19 protein-coding genes and 1 pseudogene are annotated in these 19366 nt (G+C 67.2%); 10 read left to right on the top strand and 10 right to left on the bottom strand.

Features of this window, described 5'->3' with window-relative positions:
- Nucleotides 1-264 precede the first annotated feature (264 nt).
- The 5 genes from ACWDO5_RS05430 to ACWDO5_RS05410 all read right to left on the bottom strand — a co-directional run bounded on the left by ACWDO5_RS05430 (nucleotide 265) and on the right by ACWDO5_RS05410 (nucleotide 4630).
- Nucleotides 265-1062, bottom strand: a complete 798-nt coding sequence (locus ACWDO5_RS05430; protein ID WP_450528587.1) for a triose-phosphate isomerase family protein — start codon at nucleotides 1060-1062, stop codon at nucleotides 265-267.
- A gap of 5 nt (nucleotides 1063-1067) precedes the next feature.
- Nucleotides 1068-1547: a ribose-5-phosphate isomerase gene (locus ACWDO5_RS05425; RefSeq protein WP_450528585.1), complete on the bottom strand. Its 480-nt coding sequence runs from the start codon at nucleotides 1545-1547 to the stop codon at nucleotides 1068-1070.
- A gap of 269 nt (nucleotides 1548-1816) precedes the next feature.
- Nucleotides 1817-2740 (bottom strand): hypothetical protein, encoded by a 924-nt coding sequence (locus ACWDO5_RS05420; protein WP_450528583.1) that lies wholly within the window; start codon nucleotides 2738-2740, stop codon nucleotides 1817-1819.
- 31 nt (nucleotides 2741-2771) lie between these two features.
- The gene (locus ACWDO5_RS05415; protein ID WP_450528581.1) at nucleotides 2772-3773 is read right to left on the bottom strand and encodes a Gfo/Idh/MocA family protein; all 1002 of its coding nucleotides are present in this window, start codon (nucleotides 3771-3773) and stop codon (nucleotides 2772-2774) included.
- The gene (locus ACWDO5_RS05410) at nucleotides 3770-4630 is read right to left on the bottom strand and encodes a PIG-L deacetylase family protein (RefSeq protein ID WP_450528579.1); all 861 of its coding nucleotides are present in this window, start codon (nucleotides 4628-4630) and stop codon (nucleotides 3770-3772) included. Before ACWDO5_RS05410 ends, ACWDO5_RS05415 begins: the two co-directional genes overlap by 4 nt.
- A 324-nt stretch (nucleotides 4631-4954) precedes the next feature.
- Here ACWDO5_RS05410 and ACWDO5_RS05405 point away from each other — a divergent pair, with 324 nt between their 5' ends.
- From ACWDO5_RS05405 to ACWDO5_RS05375, 7 genes are read left to right on the top strand one after another with little or no spacing between them, the layout of a single operon-like run.
- Nucleotides 4955-6004, top strand: a complete 1050-nt coding sequence (locus ACWDO5_RS05405; protein WP_450528577.1) for an ABC transporter permease — start codon at nucleotides 4955-4957, stop codon at nucleotides 6002-6004.
- Nucleotides 6001-6999, top strand: coding sequence for a sugar ABC transporter substrate-binding protein (locus tag ACWDO5_RS05400; protein WP_450528576.1), 999 nt, complete (start codon nucleotides 6001-6003; stop codon nucleotides 6997-6999). Before ACWDO5_RS05405 ends, ACWDO5_RS05400 begins: the two co-directional genes overlap by 4 nt.
- Nucleotides 6996-7763 carry an ATP-binding cassette domain-containing protein gene (locus tag ACWDO5_RS05395; RefSeq protein WP_450528574.1) on the top strand — a complete coding sequence of 256 codons (768 nt, stop codon included), beginning with the start codon at nucleotides 6996-6998 and terminating at the stop codon, nucleotides 7761-7763. Before ACWDO5_RS05400 ends, ACWDO5_RS05395 begins: the two co-directional genes overlap by 4 nt.
- Before the next feature lie 49 nt (nucleotides 7764-7812).
- On the top strand, nucleotides 7813-9342 hold the full coding sequence (locus ACWDO5_RS05390) for a xylulokinase (RefSeq protein ID WP_450528572.1): 1530 nt from the start codon (nucleotides 7813-7815) through the stop codon (nucleotides 9340-9342).
- Nucleotides 9339-10796, top strand: a complete 1458-nt coding sequence (locus ACWDO5_RS05385) for an FAD-dependent oxidoreductase (RefSeq protein WP_450528571.1) — start codon at nucleotides 9339-9341, stop codon at nucleotides 10794-10796. Before ACWDO5_RS05390 ends, ACWDO5_RS05385 begins: the two co-directional genes overlap by 4 nt.
- On the top strand, nucleotides 10789-11604 hold the full coding sequence (locus ACWDO5_RS05380; RefSeq protein WP_450528570.1) for an FAD-dependent oxidoreductase: 816 nt from the start codon (nucleotides 10789-10791) through the stop codon (nucleotides 11602-11604). The genes ACWDO5_RS05385 and ACWDO5_RS05380 overlap by 8 nt, the downstream gene beginning before the upstream one ends.
- Complete coding sequence (locus ACWDO5_RS05375) at nucleotides 11601-11837, top strand: hypothetical protein (protein WP_450528568.1); 237 nt, start codon at nucleotides 11601-11603, stop codon at nucleotides 11835-11837. The genes ACWDO5_RS05380 and ACWDO5_RS05375 overlap by 4 nt, the downstream gene beginning before the upstream one ends.
- Nucleotides 11838-11892: 55 nt before the next feature.
- Here ACWDO5_RS05375 and ACWDO5_RS05370 read toward each other — a convergent pair whose 3' ends face one another.
- Together ACWDO5_RS05370 and ACWDO5_RS05365 are read right to left on the bottom strand one after the other, a co-directional pair.
- Nucleotides 11893-12636, bottom strand: a complete 744-nt coding sequence (locus tag ACWDO5_RS05370) for a DeoR/GlpR family DNA-binding transcription regulator (protein WP_450528566.1) — start codon at nucleotides 12634-12636, stop codon at nucleotides 11893-11895.
- A 156-nt stretch (nucleotides 12637-12792) separates the two neighbouring features.
- Nucleotides 12793-13192: pseudogene (locus ACWDO5_RS05365) on the bottom strand (glycogen debranching protein GlgX); the annotation flags it as partial.
- Nucleotides 13193-13324: 132 nt separating this feature from the next.
- Between ACWDO5_RS05365 and ACWDO5_RS05360 the strand changes: the two are divergent.
- Together ACWDO5_RS05360 and ACWDO5_RS05355 are read left to right on the top strand one after the other, a co-directional pair.
- A complete protein-coding gene (locus ACWDO5_RS05360; protein ID WP_450528565.1) occupies nucleotides 13325-14290 on the top strand; it encodes a LamG-like jellyroll fold domain-containing protein in 966 nt (321 codons plus the stop codon).
- A 42-nt stretch (nucleotides 14291-14332) separates the two neighbouring features.
- Nucleotides 14333-16456: a PQQ-dependent sugar dehydrogenase gene (locus tag ACWDO5_RS05355; RefSeq protein ID WP_450528564.1), complete on the top strand. Its 2124-nt coding sequence runs from the start codon at nucleotides 14333-14335 to the stop codon at nucleotides 16454-16456.
- A 671-nt stretch (nucleotides 16457-17127) separates the two neighbouring features.
- Here the strand turns inward: ACWDO5_RS05355 and ACWDO5_RS05350 are convergent.
- The 3 genes from ACWDO5_RS05350 to ACWDO5_RS05340 form a co-directional block, all read right to left on the bottom strand.
- Nucleotides 17128-17613 carry a hypothetical protein gene (locus tag ACWDO5_RS05350; protein WP_450528562.1) on the bottom strand — a complete coding sequence of 162 codons (486 nt, stop codon included), beginning with the start codon at nucleotides 17611-17613 and terminating at the stop codon, nucleotides 17128-17130.
- A 115-nt stretch (nucleotides 17614-17728) separates the two neighbouring features.
- A complete protein-coding gene (locus tag ACWDO5_RS05345) occupies nucleotides 17729-18121 on the bottom strand; it encodes a hypothetical protein (protein ID WP_450528561.1) in 393 nt (130 codons plus the stop codon).
- A complete protein-coding gene (locus tag ACWDO5_RS05340) occupies nucleotides 18094-18279 on the bottom strand; it encodes a hypothetical protein (protein WP_450528560.1) in 186 nt (61 codons plus the stop codon). The genes ACWDO5_RS05345 and ACWDO5_RS05340 overlap by 28 nt, the downstream gene beginning before the upstream one ends.
- A gap of 285 nt (nucleotides 18280-18564) precedes the next feature.
- Between ACWDO5_RS05340 and ACWDO5_RS05335 the strand changes: the two genes are divergently transcribed.
- Nucleotides 18565-19365 (top strand): thiamine pyrophosphate-dependent enzyme, encoded by an 801-nt coding sequence (locus tag ACWDO5_RS05335; RefSeq protein WP_450528558.1) that lies wholly within the window; start codon nucleotides 18565-18567, stop codon nucleotides 19363-19365.
- Nucleotide 19366 lies beyond the last annotated feature (1 nt).

The raw sequence follows: 19366 nt of genomic DNA, 5'->3' as shown, positions 1-19366 counted from the left end.
ACGCCATGGCACGGGGTGCGTTGCGGTGCGCACCCCGGACGCGTCCTCGCCGAAGGTGACGTCGCGGCCCGCGCTCCGTCACCTCGCTGACCGTGCTGGTCACGCGGGCTGGAAGGCGGCCGCTCGACTGGACATACCCGGCACCCGCCCGGCCATTCGAGAACCGCGGAGCTGACGCCGCGTGAAGTCGCTGGCATGCTCGATCGCGACGTGGCCAACAGCACGCGGGCGTAGGCAGCCTGAGTTGGCGGAGCAAGCGACGCGTCAGTCTCGCCTGAGCTCCATCACCTCGTCGAGCACGTCCGCGACCGCAACCGGATCGTGGGCGAACCGGCCGAGGAAAAGCCCGCCCACGCCATCGGTGCGTTCGACCAGTGCGGCCAGCACCCCAGGGCCGGCACTGCCACCGTAGAGCACAGCGCTTCCACGTTCGGTGCGCCGGCCGTCGAGCCATCGGCGGATCTCCGACACCACCTGACTCACATAGCCGGGCTCCGCGGGTTCAGCGCGGCCGATTGCCCACTGCGGCTCGTAGGCAATGAGAGCCTGTCCGCCCCCTCCTTCAGCGTCCACCACGGAGAAAGCTGACTCGAGTTGCGAGACGACCTCGAGCGCTGCGACGGACGGCTGCGCCTGCTCGGGTTCTCCGACACAGATCAGCGGGATGAGTCCGTTGCGATAAGCCGCCGCCACTTTGAGCGAGACGATCGCGTCGTCCTCGGCGAACAGGGCGCGCCGTTCGGCGTGCCCGATCTCGACGATCACGCAGCCGATGTCGGCGAGTTCCCGGCCGCTCACTTCGCCGGTGAACGGCCCGCAGTCCTGCCAGAACATGTTCTGCGCCGCGAGCGCCACCCCGCTGCCGGCGAGCACGCCGCGGACGGGGACCAAGGCAGGAAAGGTGGGCGCGACGAAGAGCTTGGCGATGCCGGTCCTGGTGGCGGTATGGCTGGATGCGATGCGCGCGACTTCAGCTGCCCACTCGAGCGTGTGGGCGTGCCCGAGATACATCTTCAGGCTGATGCCGATCGTGAATGGGGCGGGAGCCCTCCGGGTCGTCACGGTCGTCAGGCTGTGCCGGAGGTGGCGCGGTGCTCGTAACGCTTGAGCACTGCGACCTTCTCCGCCGAGGGGCTGGACGGGTCGAACCGATAGGTGAGCCACTCCCGCGCGAGTCTGCGTGCGAGCTCGAGACCCACCACCCGTTCGCCGAAGCAGAGGATCTGGGCGTCATTGGAGAGGACCGAGCGCTCGACCGAGAACGAGTCGTGAGCCGTCACGGCCCGGATGCCGGGCACCTTGTTCGCGGAGATGGCCACGCCGAGTCCGGTCCCGCAGACCAAGAGCGCACGGTCGGCCTCGCCCGACGCCACCAGCTTGGCCGCGGCAATGGCCACATCCGGATAAGGGGTGTGGCCTTCCACACCGACACCGACATCGACGACTGATGCGACGAGTTCGTTCGTCTCGAGATCGCTTCTCAGCGCTTCTTTGTAGCGGAATCCTGCGTCGTCGGAACCGACGACTATGCGGAGCTGTCCAGCCATGTTGTTTCCTCTCAGTGATCTGGCGCTCGATCGCGATCTCGTCATCGAGCACGATGACATCGCGTCCGCTCACCAAGCCGATGAGCGAGGTGCTGACGACGCGGTCGTCCCTCGAGCCTCTCCTTCGCTCCTTCGGCCGGCGTGCCGCACTCGCGCGAAGGCGGCAGTGTTCTTGGCGTTGCCGAGGTGTGGAGACGCGACGGTCGCACGTTGCTTTGGCGAGGGGCGGCCGGAATGCCCGGCGAAAACGCGCACGCCCCCTTTCACAGTCACGCCATTGAAATGATGACGTCGTCGGCGACTGCACCGAGCAGCGTGTAGTCGGTGGGACGCAGTTGCAGCAACGAGCCGGGGACGAACTCCGAGACCGGACCGAACGCTACGAGCCGGGCGATGAACCGCTGCCACGATGCGCCGCCGCCGAGGTCGCCGTCCAGCCAGAAGCTGCGGTGCTTCGCTCCGAGGATTTCCTTGGGGCCGATGGTGTTCGCCTTCGGGGGGACCCATGACCAATCGCTCGAGAATGAGTGGAGCGCGTTCTGCATGATGGTCATGGGATGCAGTTCGACCAGGCGAGCACCTGCCTGCTGGTATGCATCCAGGTCTCCGCCGAACTCATGGCCGAGCTGAGGTTCCCAGAAGGCGATGTGTCCTCCCCAGCCGATGCCGCCGTAGCAGACGTCGGCGCCGCCGAGCTCGGCGATGGCGTCGCTGTAGCCGTCGATCGCCTCGGTCGTGGGGAAGTGGATCTGACTGGCCGGCGGTCGCAGTTCCGGATCGATGAGGTCGAAGAAGTTTGCGTACATCGCCGCCTGGAACGAGCCGGCCCAGCCGATCGGGGCGGTGACCCCGTCGTCGTTGGCGTATTCGTCCATGTTGAAGGTGTGCACGTGGGAGAGCGAAATGCGCTCGCGATTGATACGTTCGGCCGCGATGGCGAACTGCGGCACTGGTCCGCACGGAAGGATTGCGACGTGCCGGCGTCCAGCATCCCGGGCCTCGACGATGCGCTCCACGATGTCGTTCGCGAACGCACGGTAGAAAGTGTCGGAGGCGTCGATCACGCCGATGGCGAAATCGGGGTTTGGATGCGCGGACAGCTGATCGCGTCGGATACCGCGCACGCGTTCGCACGCCTCGACGTCGCGGAACTCCACGAAGGCGGCGGGGGCATAGCGGAAGTCGTTCGTCATTGTTCCTCCTGGTCGATCGGCCCGCCTGGGCTCAGTCGAGCGTGTACGCGTCGCCACTGGTGAGCGACTGGTGGGCGGCCTCGACCACACGCGTGATGAGCGCGCCGTGGGAGGCGTCAGGACCGACCGGAGCGCCAGTTCTCAGTCCACGAGCCCACGAGCGGACCATCCAGGCCGCCATACTTTGCTCCTCGCCGTCGATGTCCTCCGGAAGGGAGCCGAGCGACCGATAGGCTCCCTCGGTCGCCAGGTGGAGCCCTTGGTCCCCGTGGTCGACGGTCACCGTTCCCCTCGTTCCGACGACGTCCACGCGGAAGTCGACGATCGAGGGACGGCCGTCAGGGAGAACCCACTCGGTCCTGAGGTTCGCGACGGCGCTGCCCCCCAGGTCGATCAGCGCGTGCACGCTGTCCCAGGTGTCGATTCCCCGCGAGTCCAGCTCGCCTCGCCGCCCTCTGGCGACAACCGACCGGGGCTGTGAATCGCTGATCCACATCGACAGATCGAGAATGTGCGGCATGAGGAACCAGGCCGGGGAACTCAACCGGGACCACGACAGCATGGTGGTGGGGACGTAGTAGCTGTTGGAGAGAACGGCGGTGATGGACACGATGTCGCCCAGTTCGCCGTCGGCGACCATCCTGCGCACCTTGCGAAAGTACGGGTTCCATCGGTTCTCGAACGCCACGAAACAGCTCACGCCGGCCGATGCGACGGCCTCCTCTATGGCGTGCGCGTCATCGGAGCTGGTGGCGATGGGCTTTTCGACCATCAGTTGCAGACCGGCGTTGGCCGCGTCGACCGCGACCGTGCGGTGCGCGAAGTCGGGCGTCGCGACGATGAGAGCGTCGAGGCGCTCGGCGATCAGTGCGAGGTGGTCGTCGTGGATCGCGCCTGTGAACATCTCCGAGGCGCGTATGCGCGCAGTGGGCGAGGGGTCGCACATCCCGACGACCTCCACTCCGGGCTCGTGCGCCAGAGCCCGGGCGAAGAGCTGACCACGGATGCCGCAGCCGGCGATTCCGATCCTCACCGCGCGCCCCCGTCGTGTCCGCTGACCGGGTGGGCTTTCAGCCCCTGCTCGTACAGTTCGTCGATGAAGGACACGTCGGCGAGCGCGTCGGCGAGCGGGTCGATGTCGTTCGCGGAGTAGCCCAGGTGAGAGTGGCGGCGCCACCCTTCCGCGTACTCGTACCGGCCCGACATCCGTCCGACCGTTCGCGCCACGTCGTCCATCTCGGCGGTGAAGGAGCCGAACCCCTGGGTGTCGTCGAGCCACTGGGCCTGGGTTCGGTGCGCCGCGAGAGCCTGCCGCTTCCGGTCCTGAACGGCGGTGGTGTCGACGTAGAGGCCGGGATACACGAGGCGGCGGAGCAGATCGTGCAGTCCGTGCGGCTCGGCGTGGTACACGGTGACGTCGTCCATGTACGCCGGAAGCGGAGGCGTGGACTGGAAGTTGGGCATGTTCCTGTTGAACGCGGCACTGGCTGTGACCCGCGACGTCTCGATGTGATCTTCCATGTAGTCGTCGGGCGCCTGGGTGAGGATGACCGACGGTTGCACTTCGCGGATCACGGCCGTCACGCGCCTGAGCAGCTCGACCGAGTAGATGATCTCGATGTCGTTGACCAGGCTGGGGTGCCAGGTGGCGCCGAGCAAGTCCGCGCCGTTCCTCGCCTCGCCGGCACGCTCCTGAACGATCTGCTCGACGTGGTGGGTCGTGCTGCCCACGTAGCCGTTGGCCAGGGTGATGTAGTGCGTCTCCCAGCCGCGTTCGGCCAGCAGAACGAGGGTGCCGCCCATCATGAATTCGATGTCGTCAGCGTGGGCGGCGACGGCCAGGGCCACCCGCCGGGGTGTCGTCGTCGGTGCTCCGGGATGCTCGGCCATCGTTACCTCCTGGTTGAGTGAACAGAAGGTACGTGAAAATCACGCCTGATGTGAAGAGACCTGCGCCAGAGGAAAGCCTTTGGACCTGCCTTCTTGGGCAGCGGGTCCGTCTGCCGGCTCCGCTTTTCGTGACACCAAACGCATAACGGACCACCTCTGACCAGCATCGATGGCTGCTCCCGCCGCTTCACCCGGAGCGGCGCAACTTAGTTTTTACAAATCTGGCGTTGACTTCTCACGCTGGATGGTAGTTAGGTCTCGTTCAACTCTCCGAGCCCTCATCTTCGAAGGCCCGAGCACAGCACCGACCGGAGGATGCGTCACATGGCCGCTCAGTCGTCCCCGATGCACGACGGCACCGCCACGATCCGTGCACAGCGCGCCGCCCTGCTCAAACGCCTGGGAGAGTCGATCTCTCGGAAGCGACGTGACTTTGCCCTGCCGGCCGTGCTCGCGGCGGAGATCGCGCTGTGGTCGGTTCTTGCGCCATCGTTCCTGACCGAGGCGAACCTCATCAACATTGCCCGCGCGTCGTCGGCTATCGGAATCATGGCGATCGGCATGACGTTCGTCATCCTCACCGCGGGCATCGACCTCTCCGTCGGCAGCCTCGTGAGTTTGGTGGGCATGGGGTGTGCCACGACCCTCGCACTCGGCGGCAACACGGTCGTCGTCATCCTGGTCGCTCTCGCGATGGGCGTGATCTCCGGCCTGGTCAACGGAACGTTCGTCGCCAAGTTCCGTGTGCCGCCCCTCATCACGACTCTCGGCACGATGTACGTGCTCATCGCGGGCGCGCAGCTGTGGAACAACGGTGGACCGCTGCCGATGCATGACCCGTTCATCATCTGGCTGGGCTCCGGCTATCTCGGCCCGATCCCGATTCCGGTCATCGTGCTCGCGGTCGCGCTCGCCGTCGGCTACTGGATGCTCAACCAGACCACGTTCGGCCGGCACGTCTACGCCGTCGGCGGTGGCCCCGCGGCCGCGAAGCTCTCGGGCATCCGTACCGATCGCGTGCTCATCGGCGTCTACGTCGTCAGCGGCGTACTCTCTGCGATCGCCTCGGTGCTCTACACGGGACGGCTCAGCACGGCGAGCCCGCTGACAGGCCAGAGTCTCGAGCTCCAGGTCATCGCAGCTGTCGTGGTCGGCGGCGCGAGCCTGTTCGGCGGCCGTGGCAACCTCAGGGACACCTTCCTCGGCGTCCTCATCCTCACCGTCCTCCAGACCGGTCTGAACCTCGTCGGTATATCCGGGTTCTGGCAGACCATGGCGCTCGGACTCGCTCTGCTCGTCGCCGTGCTGCTCTCACCAGAGGCCTCCCTCCAGAAAACGATCGCCTCCCTCTTCGCCAGAAAGGCCCTTCGATGAGTCGTTCCCCTGTCATCCATTGCTCACTCGGCGCGGCGACGGCCCTCATGATGCTCGGCGCCGCAGCCCTGACCGGCTGTTCCGCGGGCACTGCGGGCTCCGCGGGCTCGAGCGGCGGGCTGACCATCGGTCACAGCTACCAGAACCTCGACAACCAGTTCTTCTCCGATGAACTGGCGGCCGAGAAAGCGCTCGGAAAGACGCAGGATGTGTCGATCATCGACACCCAGGCCTCCGACAACCCGGCGACCCAGCTCGACAACGTCAACACGCTCATCGCCCGCGGCGTCGACGTGCTCGCGATCGACGCGATAGACCCGCAGGCCATCGTTCCCGCGCTCGACGCGGCGAAGGCGGCCAACATCCCGGTGATCAGCCTCATCGCCGAACCCTCCGGCGGCGAATACGCGTCCCTCATCTACCTCGACAGCGTCAAAGACGGCTTCAACGCATGCACGTCGCTCGCGGAGGCGCTGAAGGGCAAGGGGAAGGTCATCAACCTCACGGGCCCGCTGCAAATTCTCGCCGCCAAGCAGCGTGCCGAGGGATGCGACGCCGCACTGAAGAAGTATCCGGGCATCACATTGGTCGCCGAGATCAACACGGATTACACGCTTCGCGACGCCGAACAGAAGATGACCGATGCCATCCAGGCTCATGGCGAGGTCGACGCCGTCTTCGGCGGGAACGACGACGTCGCATTGGGGGCCATCCGCGCCATGGTCTCGGCCGGACAGGACCCGACGAAGAAGGTCGTGATCGGCGTCGACGGCACCTCCGCCGCACTGCAGGCCATCTGCAAGGGGCAGATGACACAGAGCATGGCGACCTTCCCCAAGGCGGAGGCCGAACTGGTCATCAAGACGGCCAAGACGATCAAGGCGGGCAAGGACGTCACGAAGAAGGTGCTGTTCCCCGCCAAGCCGGTGAACCGGTCCAACCTCGCCGCAATGGCCAAGGAAGCCGGTGCCACCCTGAGCGGCTGCGTCTCGTGAGCACGGTGAAGCTCTCAGCCAATGCGCTCGAGGTCCGCGACGTCGTCAAGCGTTTCGGCGGAGTGGTTGCTCTCGCCGGCGTGTCGATGACCGTTCCTCGCGGCAAAGTCACCGCGCTTGTCGGTGACAACGGCGCAGGCAAGTCAACACTGGTGCGCTGCCTCTCCGGCGTGCATGCCCCCGACGAGGGCAAGATCCTGGTGGACGGCGAAGCGGTCGCGTTCGCGAATCCACTCGGCGCCCGCGCCTCCGGCATCGAGACGGTGTTCCAGGAACTCGCGCTTGCCGACAACCTCGACGTCTCCGCGAACATCTTCCTCGGCCGAGAGCTGCGGCACGGGCTCCGGGGCCTGTACCGGCTGAACACGAAGGAGATGGACCGGCGCTCCGAGGAACTTCTCAGGCGGTATGCCATCAACATGCCGTCGGCACGGGCGCAGGTGCGCCAGCTGTCCGGAGGCCAGCGGCAGGGAGTCGCCATCGCGCGAGCCGTCGGGACCGGCCGCACCCAGGCTGTGCTGATGGACGAGCCGACAGCAGCCCTCGGCGTACAGGAAACCGCGAAAGTGCTGGATGTAGTGCGCAGCCTGGCCGATTCGGGCTTGGGCGTGCTGCTCATCAGTCACAACATGCAACAGGTGATGGACACCGCAGACCAGGTGTTCGTGCTGAGGGGTGGCGGCATGGTGGCTGGGATACCGACAGAGGAGACCAGCACGCAAGAGCTCGTGCACTACATCACCACCGGCGTCGGGTTGAGCTGAGAGACCCGACAAATTCACCTATGCACGTGGAGACAGAGAAGAGAGGGCGATGGGAGCATCCGGAGCCGAAGCCGTGATCGGTGTCGACCTGGGTACGAGCAGCACCAAGGCCGTACTCGTCACGCTGGACGGCACCTCGCACGGCAGCGCGCGCTCCGAGTACCGGATGCTCTCGCCGCGTGCCCGCTGGAACGAAAACGATCCAGATGACTGGCGCCGCGCCTTCGTGAGCGTGGTCTCTGAATTGGCCATGACGGCCCGGAACGCCGGACTGGTCGTCCGGGCGGTGGGACTCGTCGCCCAGCGCGACCCGTTCGTACTTCTCGGCGAAGACGGACGACCCCTCACACCGGCGATCAGCTGGACCGATCAACGCGCGAGGAAGCAGACCGCGGCCGTTCGTGAACGCCTCGGCGACGAGCGTCTCATCGCCATCACGGGCGCGCGTCCGATCGTCGGACTCGGCCTCGGCAATCTGCTCTGGACGAGGGATGAGCTCCCGGACGTCTGGGCGCGCGCCACTCGCGCCATTTCACCCAAGGACTATGTACTTGGGCAGTTCGGACACCGGACGGTGACTGATCGGACAACCCCGACAAGGAGCATGGCCTTCGATATCGCTGCGAACGCCTGGAGCGACGAGATCCTCGCACCAGAAGGCGTGCCGCCGGAGCTCTTCGGCGCGCCCTCGCTTCAACCCTGGGAGCAGTGGGGCGAGTTCGACTCCGGGTGGGCAGAGACGCTCGGGCTCGGCTCCGGAGTCGTGATCGCGGTGGGCGGGGCGGACGACCAGGCAGCTACGCTCGGCGGCGGTGCCACTGCGCCGGGCGACATCTGCCTCGGGACGGGGACATGCAGCGACTGGCGTCTCGTCCTTCCCGAGTATTGTCCCGACACGACCGGCGTCGGTGATACGGCCACCCATGTGACGCCGGGGACCTTCGTTCGCGAAGTGACGATCGACAGCGCCGGATCGTCCCTGCGCTGGTTCCGCGACAGCATCTGCCCGGAGCTGAACTATCCGCAGATCATCGACGTCGCGATGACAGCGCCCCGTGGCGCCGCCGGGGTGCGGTTCTATCCGTTCGTCGATGGCGGCCAGAGGGCGCCCTATTACCTCGAGAATTCCTCCGGTGTCTTCTTCGGCATCACCAGCCATCACGGCCGCGAGCACCTCGCGAGGGCTGTGCTGGAAGGCATCGCCTTGCTCTATCCGCGCACGCTCCAACTGCTCGTAGACCGGCAGGACGTTGCGGTGACAGGAGAACCGCTCACCATGGTCGACGGCGAGGCCGCGAGCCTGCCCTGGACGACATTGAAGACCGACATCCTCGGCCGGCCGATCCGCACCACAGTCGTGACCGAGGCCGCCGCCATGGGAGCGGCCGTGCTCGCCGCGACCGCCGCTGGGTGCTTTTCGTCCCCCGAGGAGGCGGCCTCGAGGATGGTCCGCTACTCCAGGGCGATCGAACCGGACGATCCCGCCCACCGGGAATACACGTCAATACGAGAGGACTACCTGGTGACCTTCGACAGCATCGCCTCGGCCTTCCGGCCCGCCGGGGGAGGCGAATCATGAGCCGTCCCCTTGGACGGACCGACATCGACCGCGTGGCCGGCACAACCTTCGATGTGGTCGTGATCGGCGCAGGCGTCATCGGCACGGCGATCGCCGCCGAGCTTTCACGCAGCAATGCCACGGTCTGCGTTATCGAGGCCGGCGCGGATGTCGCAGATGGCGCCAGCAAGGCGAATGCTGGAATCACGAGTTCCTACTACGCGCCGAAAGGGACGATCGACTGCGAGCTGCTGAACGAGTCGAACGACGACTGGGAGGATCTCTGCGCGCGCCTTCACGTGCCGTACAACCGGGTCGGTGCGCTCACGGTTGCGCTGAGCGAAAACGATCTGCCCGGGCTCGAAGCCCTCGAAGCCGACGTCCATGCCGCCGGCGCCAAGGTAAACCGTCTCACCGGCGATCAGGCCCGCGAGCTCGAGCCCCTCCTCAGCAACGAGTGCATCGCCGCCATCTACTACCCCGACGAAGGCATCATCGACCCGATGCGGCTCACCTGGGCCTACGCGGAACTGGCCGGAGTCAACGGCGCGGCCTTCCTGTTCGACAGCCCGGCAACCGGCTTCGACACAGACAAGACCGGCAGGCTCACGGCGGTCCACACTCCGAACGGCTCGATCCGTGCGCGGTTCTTCGTCAATGCGGCCGGCATGCACTCGGGGCACGTAAGCGCACTCGCCGGCGGCGACGAACTCAGGATGTGGCCACGGCACGGGCAGTACTGGATTCTCGACCGCGACTTCGGCGAGACAGTCTCGCGGATCGTGCTCCCCATCCCGACCGCCACGACCCGCGGAATCGAGATCGCCCCCACCACCAACGGCTCGCTTCTGCTCGGACCGGACGCCGTCGAAGGCGGCTCTCCCACCGACACCGAGACGGATCGGGACGGCCTCGCGAACGTGTTCGAACTCGCCAAGCGGCTCATCCCGACCGTCTCGCTCGACCGGGCCATCAAATCGTACGCGGGCAACCGGCCGGCATCTGACGAGCCTGTGCGCGTGCGTCCGGATCACACCGTCCCCAATCTCCTGCACGCCGGCAACCGTTCGACGGGAGTGTCAACCTCGCCCGCCATCGGCCGCCGCATCGCCCGGATGCTGGGCGAGTTCGGCGTCGATGTGCGACCGCGTTCCGATGCGATCGACCGTCTGGACATCCCGCCGAGGCTACGCGAGGAGACGTCGCCGGAGACACGCACCAGCCGCACCGCGACCGAAGAGCTCGTGGTGTGTCTCTGCGAACAAGTCACGGCTTCGGAGATCGACCACGCCCTCAACTGCACCGTTCCGGCAGCTTCGATCGAGGGAGTCCGCAAACGCACCAGAGCGACAGGGGGGCGCTGTCAGGGGTCGCTGTGCATGGCAGGAGTCATCTTCATGTGCGCCAACGCCCGCCAGGTCGAACCGGGCGCCGTGCGCATGGGGACGGGAGCAGGGGTGGTCGGTCGTGGCTGACGAACGCATCATCGTTGTGGGAGCCGGTCTCAGCGGCCTCGCAGTTGCCGCCGAACTCGCCCCCACCGCATCCGTCACGCTGGTGGAGCGGCTTCCCGCCCCTGGCGGCGTCTGGGGGTTCGATCACCCGCTCATGGCCGCGCTTGTTGCCGAATGCTCGTCCGCCGGCGTCGAGTTCCTGCTCGGAATCAGCGCTCTCCGCTGGCGCGACGGCCGCCTGCTCGTCTTCGGCCCCGGGCGCATCGCGTGGCTCGAGGCCGATCGTCTCGTGTTCGCCGGCGGAAGCAGGCCGGCAACCGCTGCTGAACTCGGGATCGCCGGCGGACGCCTCGCCGGAGTATTCGCCGCGACCGTCGCCCACCATCTGCTCGATGCCGGCGTCGTCCTCGGTCGTCGGCCTGTGGTCGTCGGAACCGCCCACGCCGCGGGTCTCGTCCTCCCTCATCTGTCGCACGACGGCACGGTCACAATCGTCGGCGGAGATGCTCCCGGCAGCGATTGGACCGGCCCCCCTATTCCCGCCTCGACCAACTGGTGGCCCGGCTACCGGCCATTGCGGCTCACCGGCACCGAGCGCGTTTCCACGCTCGTCGTCGGTGACGGACGTGCCGAGTTCGACATCCACTGCGACTGCGTGGTGCTCGCCGCCGACCCGAGGCCGCTCCGCAACGTCGACGGGGCCGTGCGGGACCGCACCGCGAACGTCACGTTCGTCCAGCCTGTCGACCCCGCCCTCGACGCCGACGCTGTGGTGTCGAGGGCACGTCGCGCCGCATTCGAGTCACCCCACCCAGAAGGAGCACTGTGATCATCGACTCGCCCGTCGGGCGCTTCCCTTTCACCGTCACATCCGTGTCGCTGCGCAAGCGCGACATCCTTCTCCGCGGAAGGATGGGCACGTGGCCGGCGACCGTCGAAGCGGTACCCAGCGACATTCCCGCCGTGATCGGGCGGGTTTCGCCTGCGCTGGCGGTCATCCTGGGGAGCGCCGCCCTCCTCCTTGTCGGCGTCGGAGTCGCCGTCGGGGCGCTCTGGCTCTGACAGGAGTTCGCAGGACGATGCGGGCGGCCGTCCTCCGGTCGTCCGCACGGTCGTCTCAGCGGCCCATTGGCACGACTTTGACTGGCGTTCCACGGTCGAGGATGTGGGCCAGCCCGTCCGCATCGGCGCCGTCGTCGGTGATGACGAGCTCGAACTCCTCCACCGGCGCGAGGCGATGGGTGGCAAGGCGACCCAGCTTGCTGTGGTCCGCGGCCAGCACACGCCGCTCGCTCGAATTCATCATCGCCCGTTTCGTCACCATCATTTCTTCCTCCTGGTGCAGCGCGACGCCGCCGTGGACGGCCGACGGGCACAGGAAGAGCAGGTCCGCCCGCAGCTGGCTGATCATGTCGGCACAGAGCGCACCGCCGAGGCTGTCGTAGTGTCGGCGGTAACTGCCGCCCAGCACCACGAGATTGATGCCGGGCACCTGGGAAAGTTCCGTGATGGCGGGAAAGAAGGTCGTCATCACAGTCAGCGGAGTCCGCTCGTGGAGCCGTCCGATCAGCGGAAGCAATGTGGTCCCGTCGTCGATCATCAACGACATCCCCGGCTCGATCAACGTCAGGCAGGCCTCCGAGATGGCCTCCTTCTCAGCACGGAAGACGTGCATGCGGTACTCAAGGCTGCTCTCGAAGATCGACGACGGCTGAGCGGTGATGCCGCCGCGCACGCGCCGAACGATTCCCAGTTCGGCGAGGCGATTGGCGTCGCGGTACGCGGTCATCTGGCTCACCCCGAGCCGCTCCGCAAGGTCGGCGATTGTGGCCTGGCCATCGGCGATCACGAGCTGTGCCATTTGCTGTTGCCGCCGTGACACAGCCGCGCTCGAGTGCGCATCCACCATCTAACGACCCCAACTTCATCTCAGATCCGGTGAGAAGTCTATCGAACTGAGTGCGAAGAGGGGCCGGCGAATGGCAGTACGCCGTCAACTCGGGCAGAGGTCTCCCGTTCACGCTGACGCACTGGGCGATCGCGTCGGCACCGTCAGCATCGTGCCGCCGCGGTGGAGCGTTCCGGGACGGGGGGCTGGTCCTCGCGGGAGGTGTCCAGGACCAGTTCGTATGTCTCTGCCCCCGGTGGCCCGGGCAGTTGGAAGCGGCTCGGGCGGTCGGCGGCGTCAGGACGGCCAGGAAGCTGTCGTCCGTGACCTGTTCGCCCCGGGCGTCCCGGCTGCCCGGGATGTCTCGGCCGGAGAGGTAGAGGCAGAGTGTTGTGGCCGGTGCGTACAAGTCCTCCTGCGTCATCTCCGTACCGTGCTGGATGAACCACGCCAGGTCCCGCAGGCCGTCCGCCGTTTGTGGGCGACCGGAGAAGAAGGCGCGGCGGAGCGACGGCCGCCGTGCACGCAAAAATTGGCGAGTACACGCCCATTGTCAGGGTTGCGGCGAGCGAGTTACATGGTCTCCGCACGTGAACGAAAGCGCTTTCTATCGGCTGGGAATTCCCGGCCGACAACCCCTTCGCTCCCGCTGGGAGGCTCTATGACACCGCCCCGCACCAGACGCTCCGCACTCGCCGCCGCGGCACTGGCCGCGTCCGCCGCCCTTGCCGCCGCGCTCCCCGCGCAGGCGAGCGGCCCCGCCCCCGTCGACGTAGGCACTCCGCTGCGGGCCCAGGCCGTGGCGGCGTACGACTTCGGGCACCCCGAACCCGCCGACCCCGGCCGCGAGCGGGACATCGGGCGCTCCGGCACCGCGCTCACACTCATCAACGGCGGCTCCGCCATGCGCGTGGCCGACGAGGCGTACCCGGGCGGCTCGCCCGCCCTGCAGGTGCGCCAGCAGAATCCTGCCAAGGCAGGAAACGACGACTGGAAGGCCGGCACCTGGGACGCCGGCGGCATGAAGTCCCTCGGGGCCTTCAACAGCGCCAAGGGCGCCACCGTCATGGGCTGGTTCAAGATGACGGGCGACAATCCCGCCCTCAACTCCAACACGGCCAACCCGACCGACCGCTACGGCGCGATCGGGCTCGCCGGTGTTCTGTCCGGCACCTCCGACGGCCACGCGGTGCGCGCGCTGCTTGAACTCATCCAGGTCAACGGCGAGTTGAAGTTGGTCGCGCTCGGCAGGCGCCTCGACAGCGGCGCTTCCCAGACCTTCGCCGCCTCCGCCGACTGGCAGGAACTGCTGCCCCGCGACGAGTGGGTTCATCTGGCCGCGACCTTCGACTTCCGAGACGGCACCATGGCTCTGTACCGCGACGGCAAGCCCGTGGACGGCTTCTACGTCACGCCCGGCGACCCCTGGGAGCTCACCACCACGCCCGCACCGCACCGCGCCTCGCCCACCGATCCCCGGGGCATCAAGATCGGCGGCAGCTTCCCGCAGAACACCCGAGAAAACAACGCCTGCGACTGCCGCATGGACGACCTCCTCTTCCTTGACCGCGCGGTGCCGGCCGGGCAGGTCGGCGCGGAGTACCGGCGGATGACGCAGGGCCACTGACCCACTTTCCCCAGCCGTTCGCGCCATCCCGAAGGGACCCGCATGGCATCACGACGTACGTATCGGAGAAACTGGGCAGCCCTGGCCGTTAGTGCCGCCCTCGCCCTGGGCGGTCTCGCCGCGCCCTCCCACGCCGACGAGCCCGCGCCCGCCGCCGCGACAGCGGCCCTCACCGACCCCATACCGCAGAAGCCCGCCCAGTCCAGGACGGGCCTCGTCCTTCAGGAGTTCGCGCAGTTCCCCAAGTCGGATCCTGCCCCGGCCCCCACGGACCCGCGTCTGATGCGCCACGCCCGGATCAACACCATCAACGAACTCCCCGACGGCTCCGGCCGGATGGCGACCCCGGACCTCAACGGCACCCTGTACTTCACCGACCGCGGCGCCGCAACGCGGACCACCGCCGGCGCCCCGCACCCCTACCTCGACGTCAAGGCCGCTTTCCCGCACTTCTTCTCGGGCCGCGGCCTCGGCCAGGGCTTCGGGTACGCCGCGTTCCACCCCGAATTCGGGAAGAACGGCCGCTTCTACACCATCCACACCGAGCTCGCTTCGCAGGCCACCGAGACCCCGGACTTCAAGCAGGCCGGTACGGCCGCCTACCACGGCATCATCACCGAGTGGACCGCCGACGACCCGGCAGCGGCCGTCTTCCACGGCACCCACCGCGAGGTCCTGCGCATCGCTTTCACCGGCCAGGTGCACGGCATCCAGCAGATCGACTTCAACCCGACGGCCAAGCCCCACGACAAGGACTATGGCCTGCTGTACCTCGCGGTCGGCGACGGAGGGCAGGGCGTCGGCAACAGCGAGCCGCAGAACATGGCACTCCCGCACGGCAAGCTCCTGCGCATCGACCCGGCGGGCCGTGACAGCGCCAACGGCAAGTACGGCATCCCCGCGTCCAACCCGTTCGTCGGGGTGCCCGGCGCCCTCGGCGAGATCTACGCCGTCGGCATGCGCGACCCGCACCGCTTCAGCTGGGACACCGGCGGCAGCCACCGCATGTATCTCGGCCACATAGGCGAGCACGCCGTCGAGTCGGTCTACGAGGTCAAGGCCGGGGACAACTTCGGCTGGAGCGAACGCGAGGGCCCCTTCGTGTTCGACAAGAAGACCACCGACCCGTGCGCCCGTATCCTCCCTCTCCCGGCTGAGGACTCCCAGTACGGCTACACCTATCCGGTCGCCGCCTACGACCACGACCCGGGAGCCGACTGGAACTGCCGCTCCGACGTGGGCCGCGCGATCGCCGGAGGCTTCGTCTACCGCGGCAAGGACGCGCCCGAGTTGCGCGGCACATACATCTTCGGCGACCTGGTCGACGGCCGGATCCTCGCCGCCGACACCCGCGACATGCGCCGCGGCGCAGGCCTCGCGCCGCTCAAGCAGCTGATGCTCTTCGACAAGTCCACCGGCAAGAAGGTCACCATGCGCGACCTCGCCGGCGACCAGCGTGTCGACCTGCGCTTCGGCTCCGACCGCAGCGGCGGCCTCTACCTCGTCTCCAAGGCCAACGGCAAGGTCTGGAAGGTGACCGGGACTCGCACCTTCGCCGACTGCGAGATAGGCAACACCCCCACCACCCACACCACAGGCGCTGGTAACTGGGCCCCGGTCACTCCGGCCAAGTGGGCGTACACCGAGCGCGAGACCATCCTGACCGAGCCCGGCGTCTCCCGCCCGGGACCGCGCCGCCCCTTCGAGTACGCCGTGCTGACCGCGGGCCCGCGCTACTCTTCCGTCACCATCGAGGCAGAAGTACGGATCGACACCCCCGTCGAGATCACCAACCGTGATGTCATCCTCGTCTGGGACTACCAGTCCGACACCCGGTTCCAGTACGCACACCTGTCGAGCGACAACACCATCTATCCGCACAACGGCCTGTTCACGGTCAACGACGCGGACCGGCTGCGCATCGACGACCAGTGGAACGGCTCCTATGGCGCGCCCCCGGCCATCAAGGACGCCGGATGGCACAAGGTGCGCCTCACCCACTGCGCGGACACCGGCGAGACCGCGGTCTACATGGACGGCAGCCGCACCCCGTTGATCACCGCCACCGACCCGGTCTTCGCCTCGGGCCGGGTGGGCTTCGGTTCCTTCGACAATGCCGGCCGCATCCGTCATCTGAAGGTGACGGGCACTCCGGCCGGGGACTGAACGCCGGAGCGGGCCGCGACCGTCGGCCCGCTCCCGGGACCGGCTCGTCTCCCCGCAGACTGGCGCCATCAATGAACCAGGAAGAAGGCGCCTGACGGGCATAAGCCCAGTTCAGGCGCCTTCTCTTGTGTCCCTGGAAGAAGCCGAGCTTCTTCGGCGAGTAGCTGACCAGCAGGTTCTTCGTCTGCTGGTGGTACAGACGCCACACCAGTGCTGAACTGTCGAAATGGCGAAGATGACTGCGGCCGGCAGGGCGCTGGTCCGTGAATGGCCGGGATTCTCGCCTCGGTTGTCCGAATGCCTGGGCGAGGTCACCGCCCCCGCTGAAGGAGAGCGACCGCCACGACGTCGTAAGCACTCGCTGGCCCGGTCGCCCTGCGGGGCGACCAAGGATCGACTCCGCGATGCTTTGGTCGACAGCGGACTATTGGCATGCGGCGTTGAGGCTCGTGTGCCTCGCTGACCCGCCTTCGACCTGTTCCCGATGACGCATCATGTGGAGTGCGTGGCCATTCTTGAGCCTGCCGAAAAGCGGTCCTGACCTGCGGTTTTAGGTGGTGTGCATTATGTGCGTTGTGGACGTTACGGGCGATATCTTGACGCATATTTGATGCACGTGACGCACGTTTGACGCACGTTCTGACGGTCCGTCACCTCGCTGTTGGTGCTGGTCACGCCTGCTGGAAGGCGGGGGTCCCGTGGTCCGGCTTTGCGGAACCTTGACTGCGGCCTGTCCACCACCGCGGCCGCACTCGGCCTACGTCGGCATGGAGTTCCAGCTCAGTTACCGGATCCGGCTCACCGCTGCGGTTCCATACCTGATCGAACGCGCGCAGTTCTCCCTCGGTCAACTGGCTCGGGCCGTGGGTGCGCACCATGGTGGTGTCCCAGGGGCGGTGCCCGTCATGGCGCGGGGTGAGTAGCACGCAGAGGGTGGAGGACTCCTCGGCGCGGCTGGTGCGTGCACCGACTTCGTGGTGGCGCAGCTGGACGTAGGCGGAGAAGGCTGCCTGGATTTCAGGGTCGTAGCGGGTGGCGGCGCCGAAGATGAGCTGGTGGGCGCCGTCTTCGGCGAGATGGCGGCGAAATCGCCACGTGCAGTGGCCGTCGGGGACGCGGCGGACGTCGTCGAGCATGTCCAGCAGGAGGTGGCCCACTCGGTGCGTGTGGGTACGGGCAGCCGGTCGATGTCGCAGAGCACGGTGAGGCGGTTGGCTACGGTGAGGTAGCCGTCCATCGGGCTGTTGGCGAGGTCCTCCAGGGCGAGACGGATTATGAGGTGCGCCTGGGTGCCGTCGTCGCCGGCCGGAGCCTGTGGCAGCTGTGGGTGGAGGCCACCTGGCCGCCGGGGTCGACCAGGTCGGGGTTCATCTGCCCGGGAGGCGTGTTCAGGTCGGCCGCGGCGTGCTCGTAGTAGCGCACGGGTTCCTCGCCCAGCAATACGGCGGGCAGGGGGGCTACGCGGAAGAGGTAGTCCAGGACGGCGGTGGTCGAGCGCAGTTGGTGGAAGAGGAAGTCGGGGTCTTGGCGGGTCACGGCGATGGCTGGCATGCCGATCGGTTGGAGCTCCAGGGTGGTCTCGCGAGGGATGCTCTCGACCACGAGAGCGATCCACGCGTAGGCGTGGCCGTCGACGTTCAGGGTGTGGCCGGGGCCGTTGACCATGTCGGCGCTTTGCCGCCGCAGTTGTTGCGCTCGACGTACGGGATCGCATTCGCGATCTCCCGCAGATCGTGGACCCCTGCTGCCGTACCGGGCCCGCTCGGGGCGGCCCGCCAGGCGGTGAACACCGGCTCGATCCATGTCCACCTGGCATAGGACACGGCACCGCGACAAGGGCGACGAGCGCTCGCTCGCCAGGCAGTGACCACCAGGGGCGTGCGCTCACAGGACCATCCCAGAACACGAACTACCTGGATCAGATGCCCTCTTGGTCGGGGTGTCTGTGTGCCGTCGGGCGCGATGTGGCGCGCGTCGAGGTCGTGCACCTGGCGGGCGGTCCGGACCTGGGAAATCCGAGCGATGCCGTTGACGCAGTAGGCCAGGGGTGTTTCACTGACGTTACTGGCTAGGCCACTATGGGTCGGCCTCTTACGGGAGGTAGTGCAGTGTCCATACAGTCCGCCGAACGCACGGCGATTGCCGACCGGATCCGGTTGAGAGCTCTCCGCATGGTCGCCCCGCATGGATTCGGATACCTGGGTCAGGCTCTGTCCTCCGCCGAGCTCTTCGCCGCGCTCTACTCGGGACACTACGTGCCTTCGCGAGACGACCTGGTCGTTTCTCCGGGCCACTACAGCATCAGCGTTTTCGCGGCCGCACCTGAAGTGGGATGCCTGGACGAGGCGGTCCTGGCGACGTACGGGCACGACGACTCGTCGCTCGAGGCGATCGGTACGGAGAAGTCTCCCGCTGTGGACCTCACCTGCGGGTCGCTGGGGCAGGGGCTGTCGGGAGGCGTGGGATTCGCGCTGGCCCGGCAGATGCGAAACGACACCGACGCACGGGTGTTCGTGTTCGTCAGCGATGGCGAGCTCGAGGAGGGGCAGACCTGGGAGGCGGCGATGTTCGCCGCCCACAACGGGCTCGGCAATCTCACCGTTCTGCTGGATGCGAACAACTCGCAGGTCGACGGTCCGGTGTCCCAAATCACCACGATCGAGCCCATCGCCGACAAGTGGCAAAGCTTCGGTTGGGCGGCCTTCGACGTCGACGGACATGACGTGGACGCGGTGCACGCCGCTCTCGAATCCGCCATCGCGGATCCGAGGCCGGCCGTGGTGATCGGGCGGACTTCGACCGTTCACGGCCTGACTGTTCTCCCCGAGGACGCGGACGGCCACTTCATCAAACTCCCCGCGGATCTCGCCGCGTCCGCCATCTCGGAAGTCGAGGCCCGCCTTGCGTAGC

The sequence above is a fragment of the Streptomyces sp. NPDC000880 genome, assembly GCF_053599675.1.
The sequence above is the reverse complement of the archived record's forward strand: the minus strand, read 5'-3'. Positions and strand labels throughout refer to the sequence as shown.

Bases quoted from the DNA above. Each gene is read 5' to 3' on its own strand.
- ACWDO5_RS05425 (WP_450528585.1), bottom strand. From the start codon at position 1,547: ATGGCTGGACAGCTCCGCATAGTCGTCGGTTCCGACGACGCAGGATTC.
- ACWDO5_RS05420 (WP_450528583.1), bottom strand. From the start codon at position 2,740: ATGACGAACGACTTCCGCTATGCCCCCGCCGCCTTCGTGGAGTTCCGC.
- ACWDO5_RS05410 (WP_450528579.1), bottom strand. From the start codon at position 4,630: ATGGCCGAGCATCCCGGAGCACCGACGACGACACCCCGGCGGGTGGCC.
- ACWDO5_RS05405 (WP_450528577.1), top strand. From the start codon at position 4,955: ATGGCCGCTCAGTCGTCCCCGATGCACGACGGCACCGCCACGATCCGT.
- ACWDO5_RS05400 (WP_450528576.1), top strand. From the start codon at position 6,001: ATGAGTCGTTCCCCTGTCATCCATTGCTCACTCGGCGCGGCGACGGCC.
- ACWDO5_RS05390 (WP_450528572.1), top strand. From the start codon at position 7,813: ATGGGAGCATCCGGAGCCGAAGCCGTGATCGGTGTCGACCTGGGTACG.
- ACWDO5_RS05385 (WP_450528571.1), top strand. From the start codon at position 9,339: ATGAGCCGTCCCCTTGGACGGACCGACATCGACCGCGTGGCCGGCACA.
- ACWDO5_RS05370 (WP_450528566.1), bottom strand. From the start codon at position 12,636: ATGGCACAGCTCGTGATCGCCGATGGCCAGGCCACAATCGCCGACCTT.
- ACWDO5_RS05360 (WP_450528565.1), top strand. From the start codon at position 13,325: ATGACACCGCCCCGCACCAGACGCTCCGCACTCGCCGCCGCGGCACTG.
- ACWDO5_RS05355 (WP_450528564.1), top strand. From the start codon at position 14,333: ATGGCATCACGACGTACGTATCGGAGAAACTGGGCAGCCCTGGCCGTT.
- ACWDO5_RS05345 (WP_450528561.1), bottom strand. From the start codon at position 18,121: ATGGTCAACGGCCCCGGCCACACCCTGAACGTCGACGGCCACGCCTAC.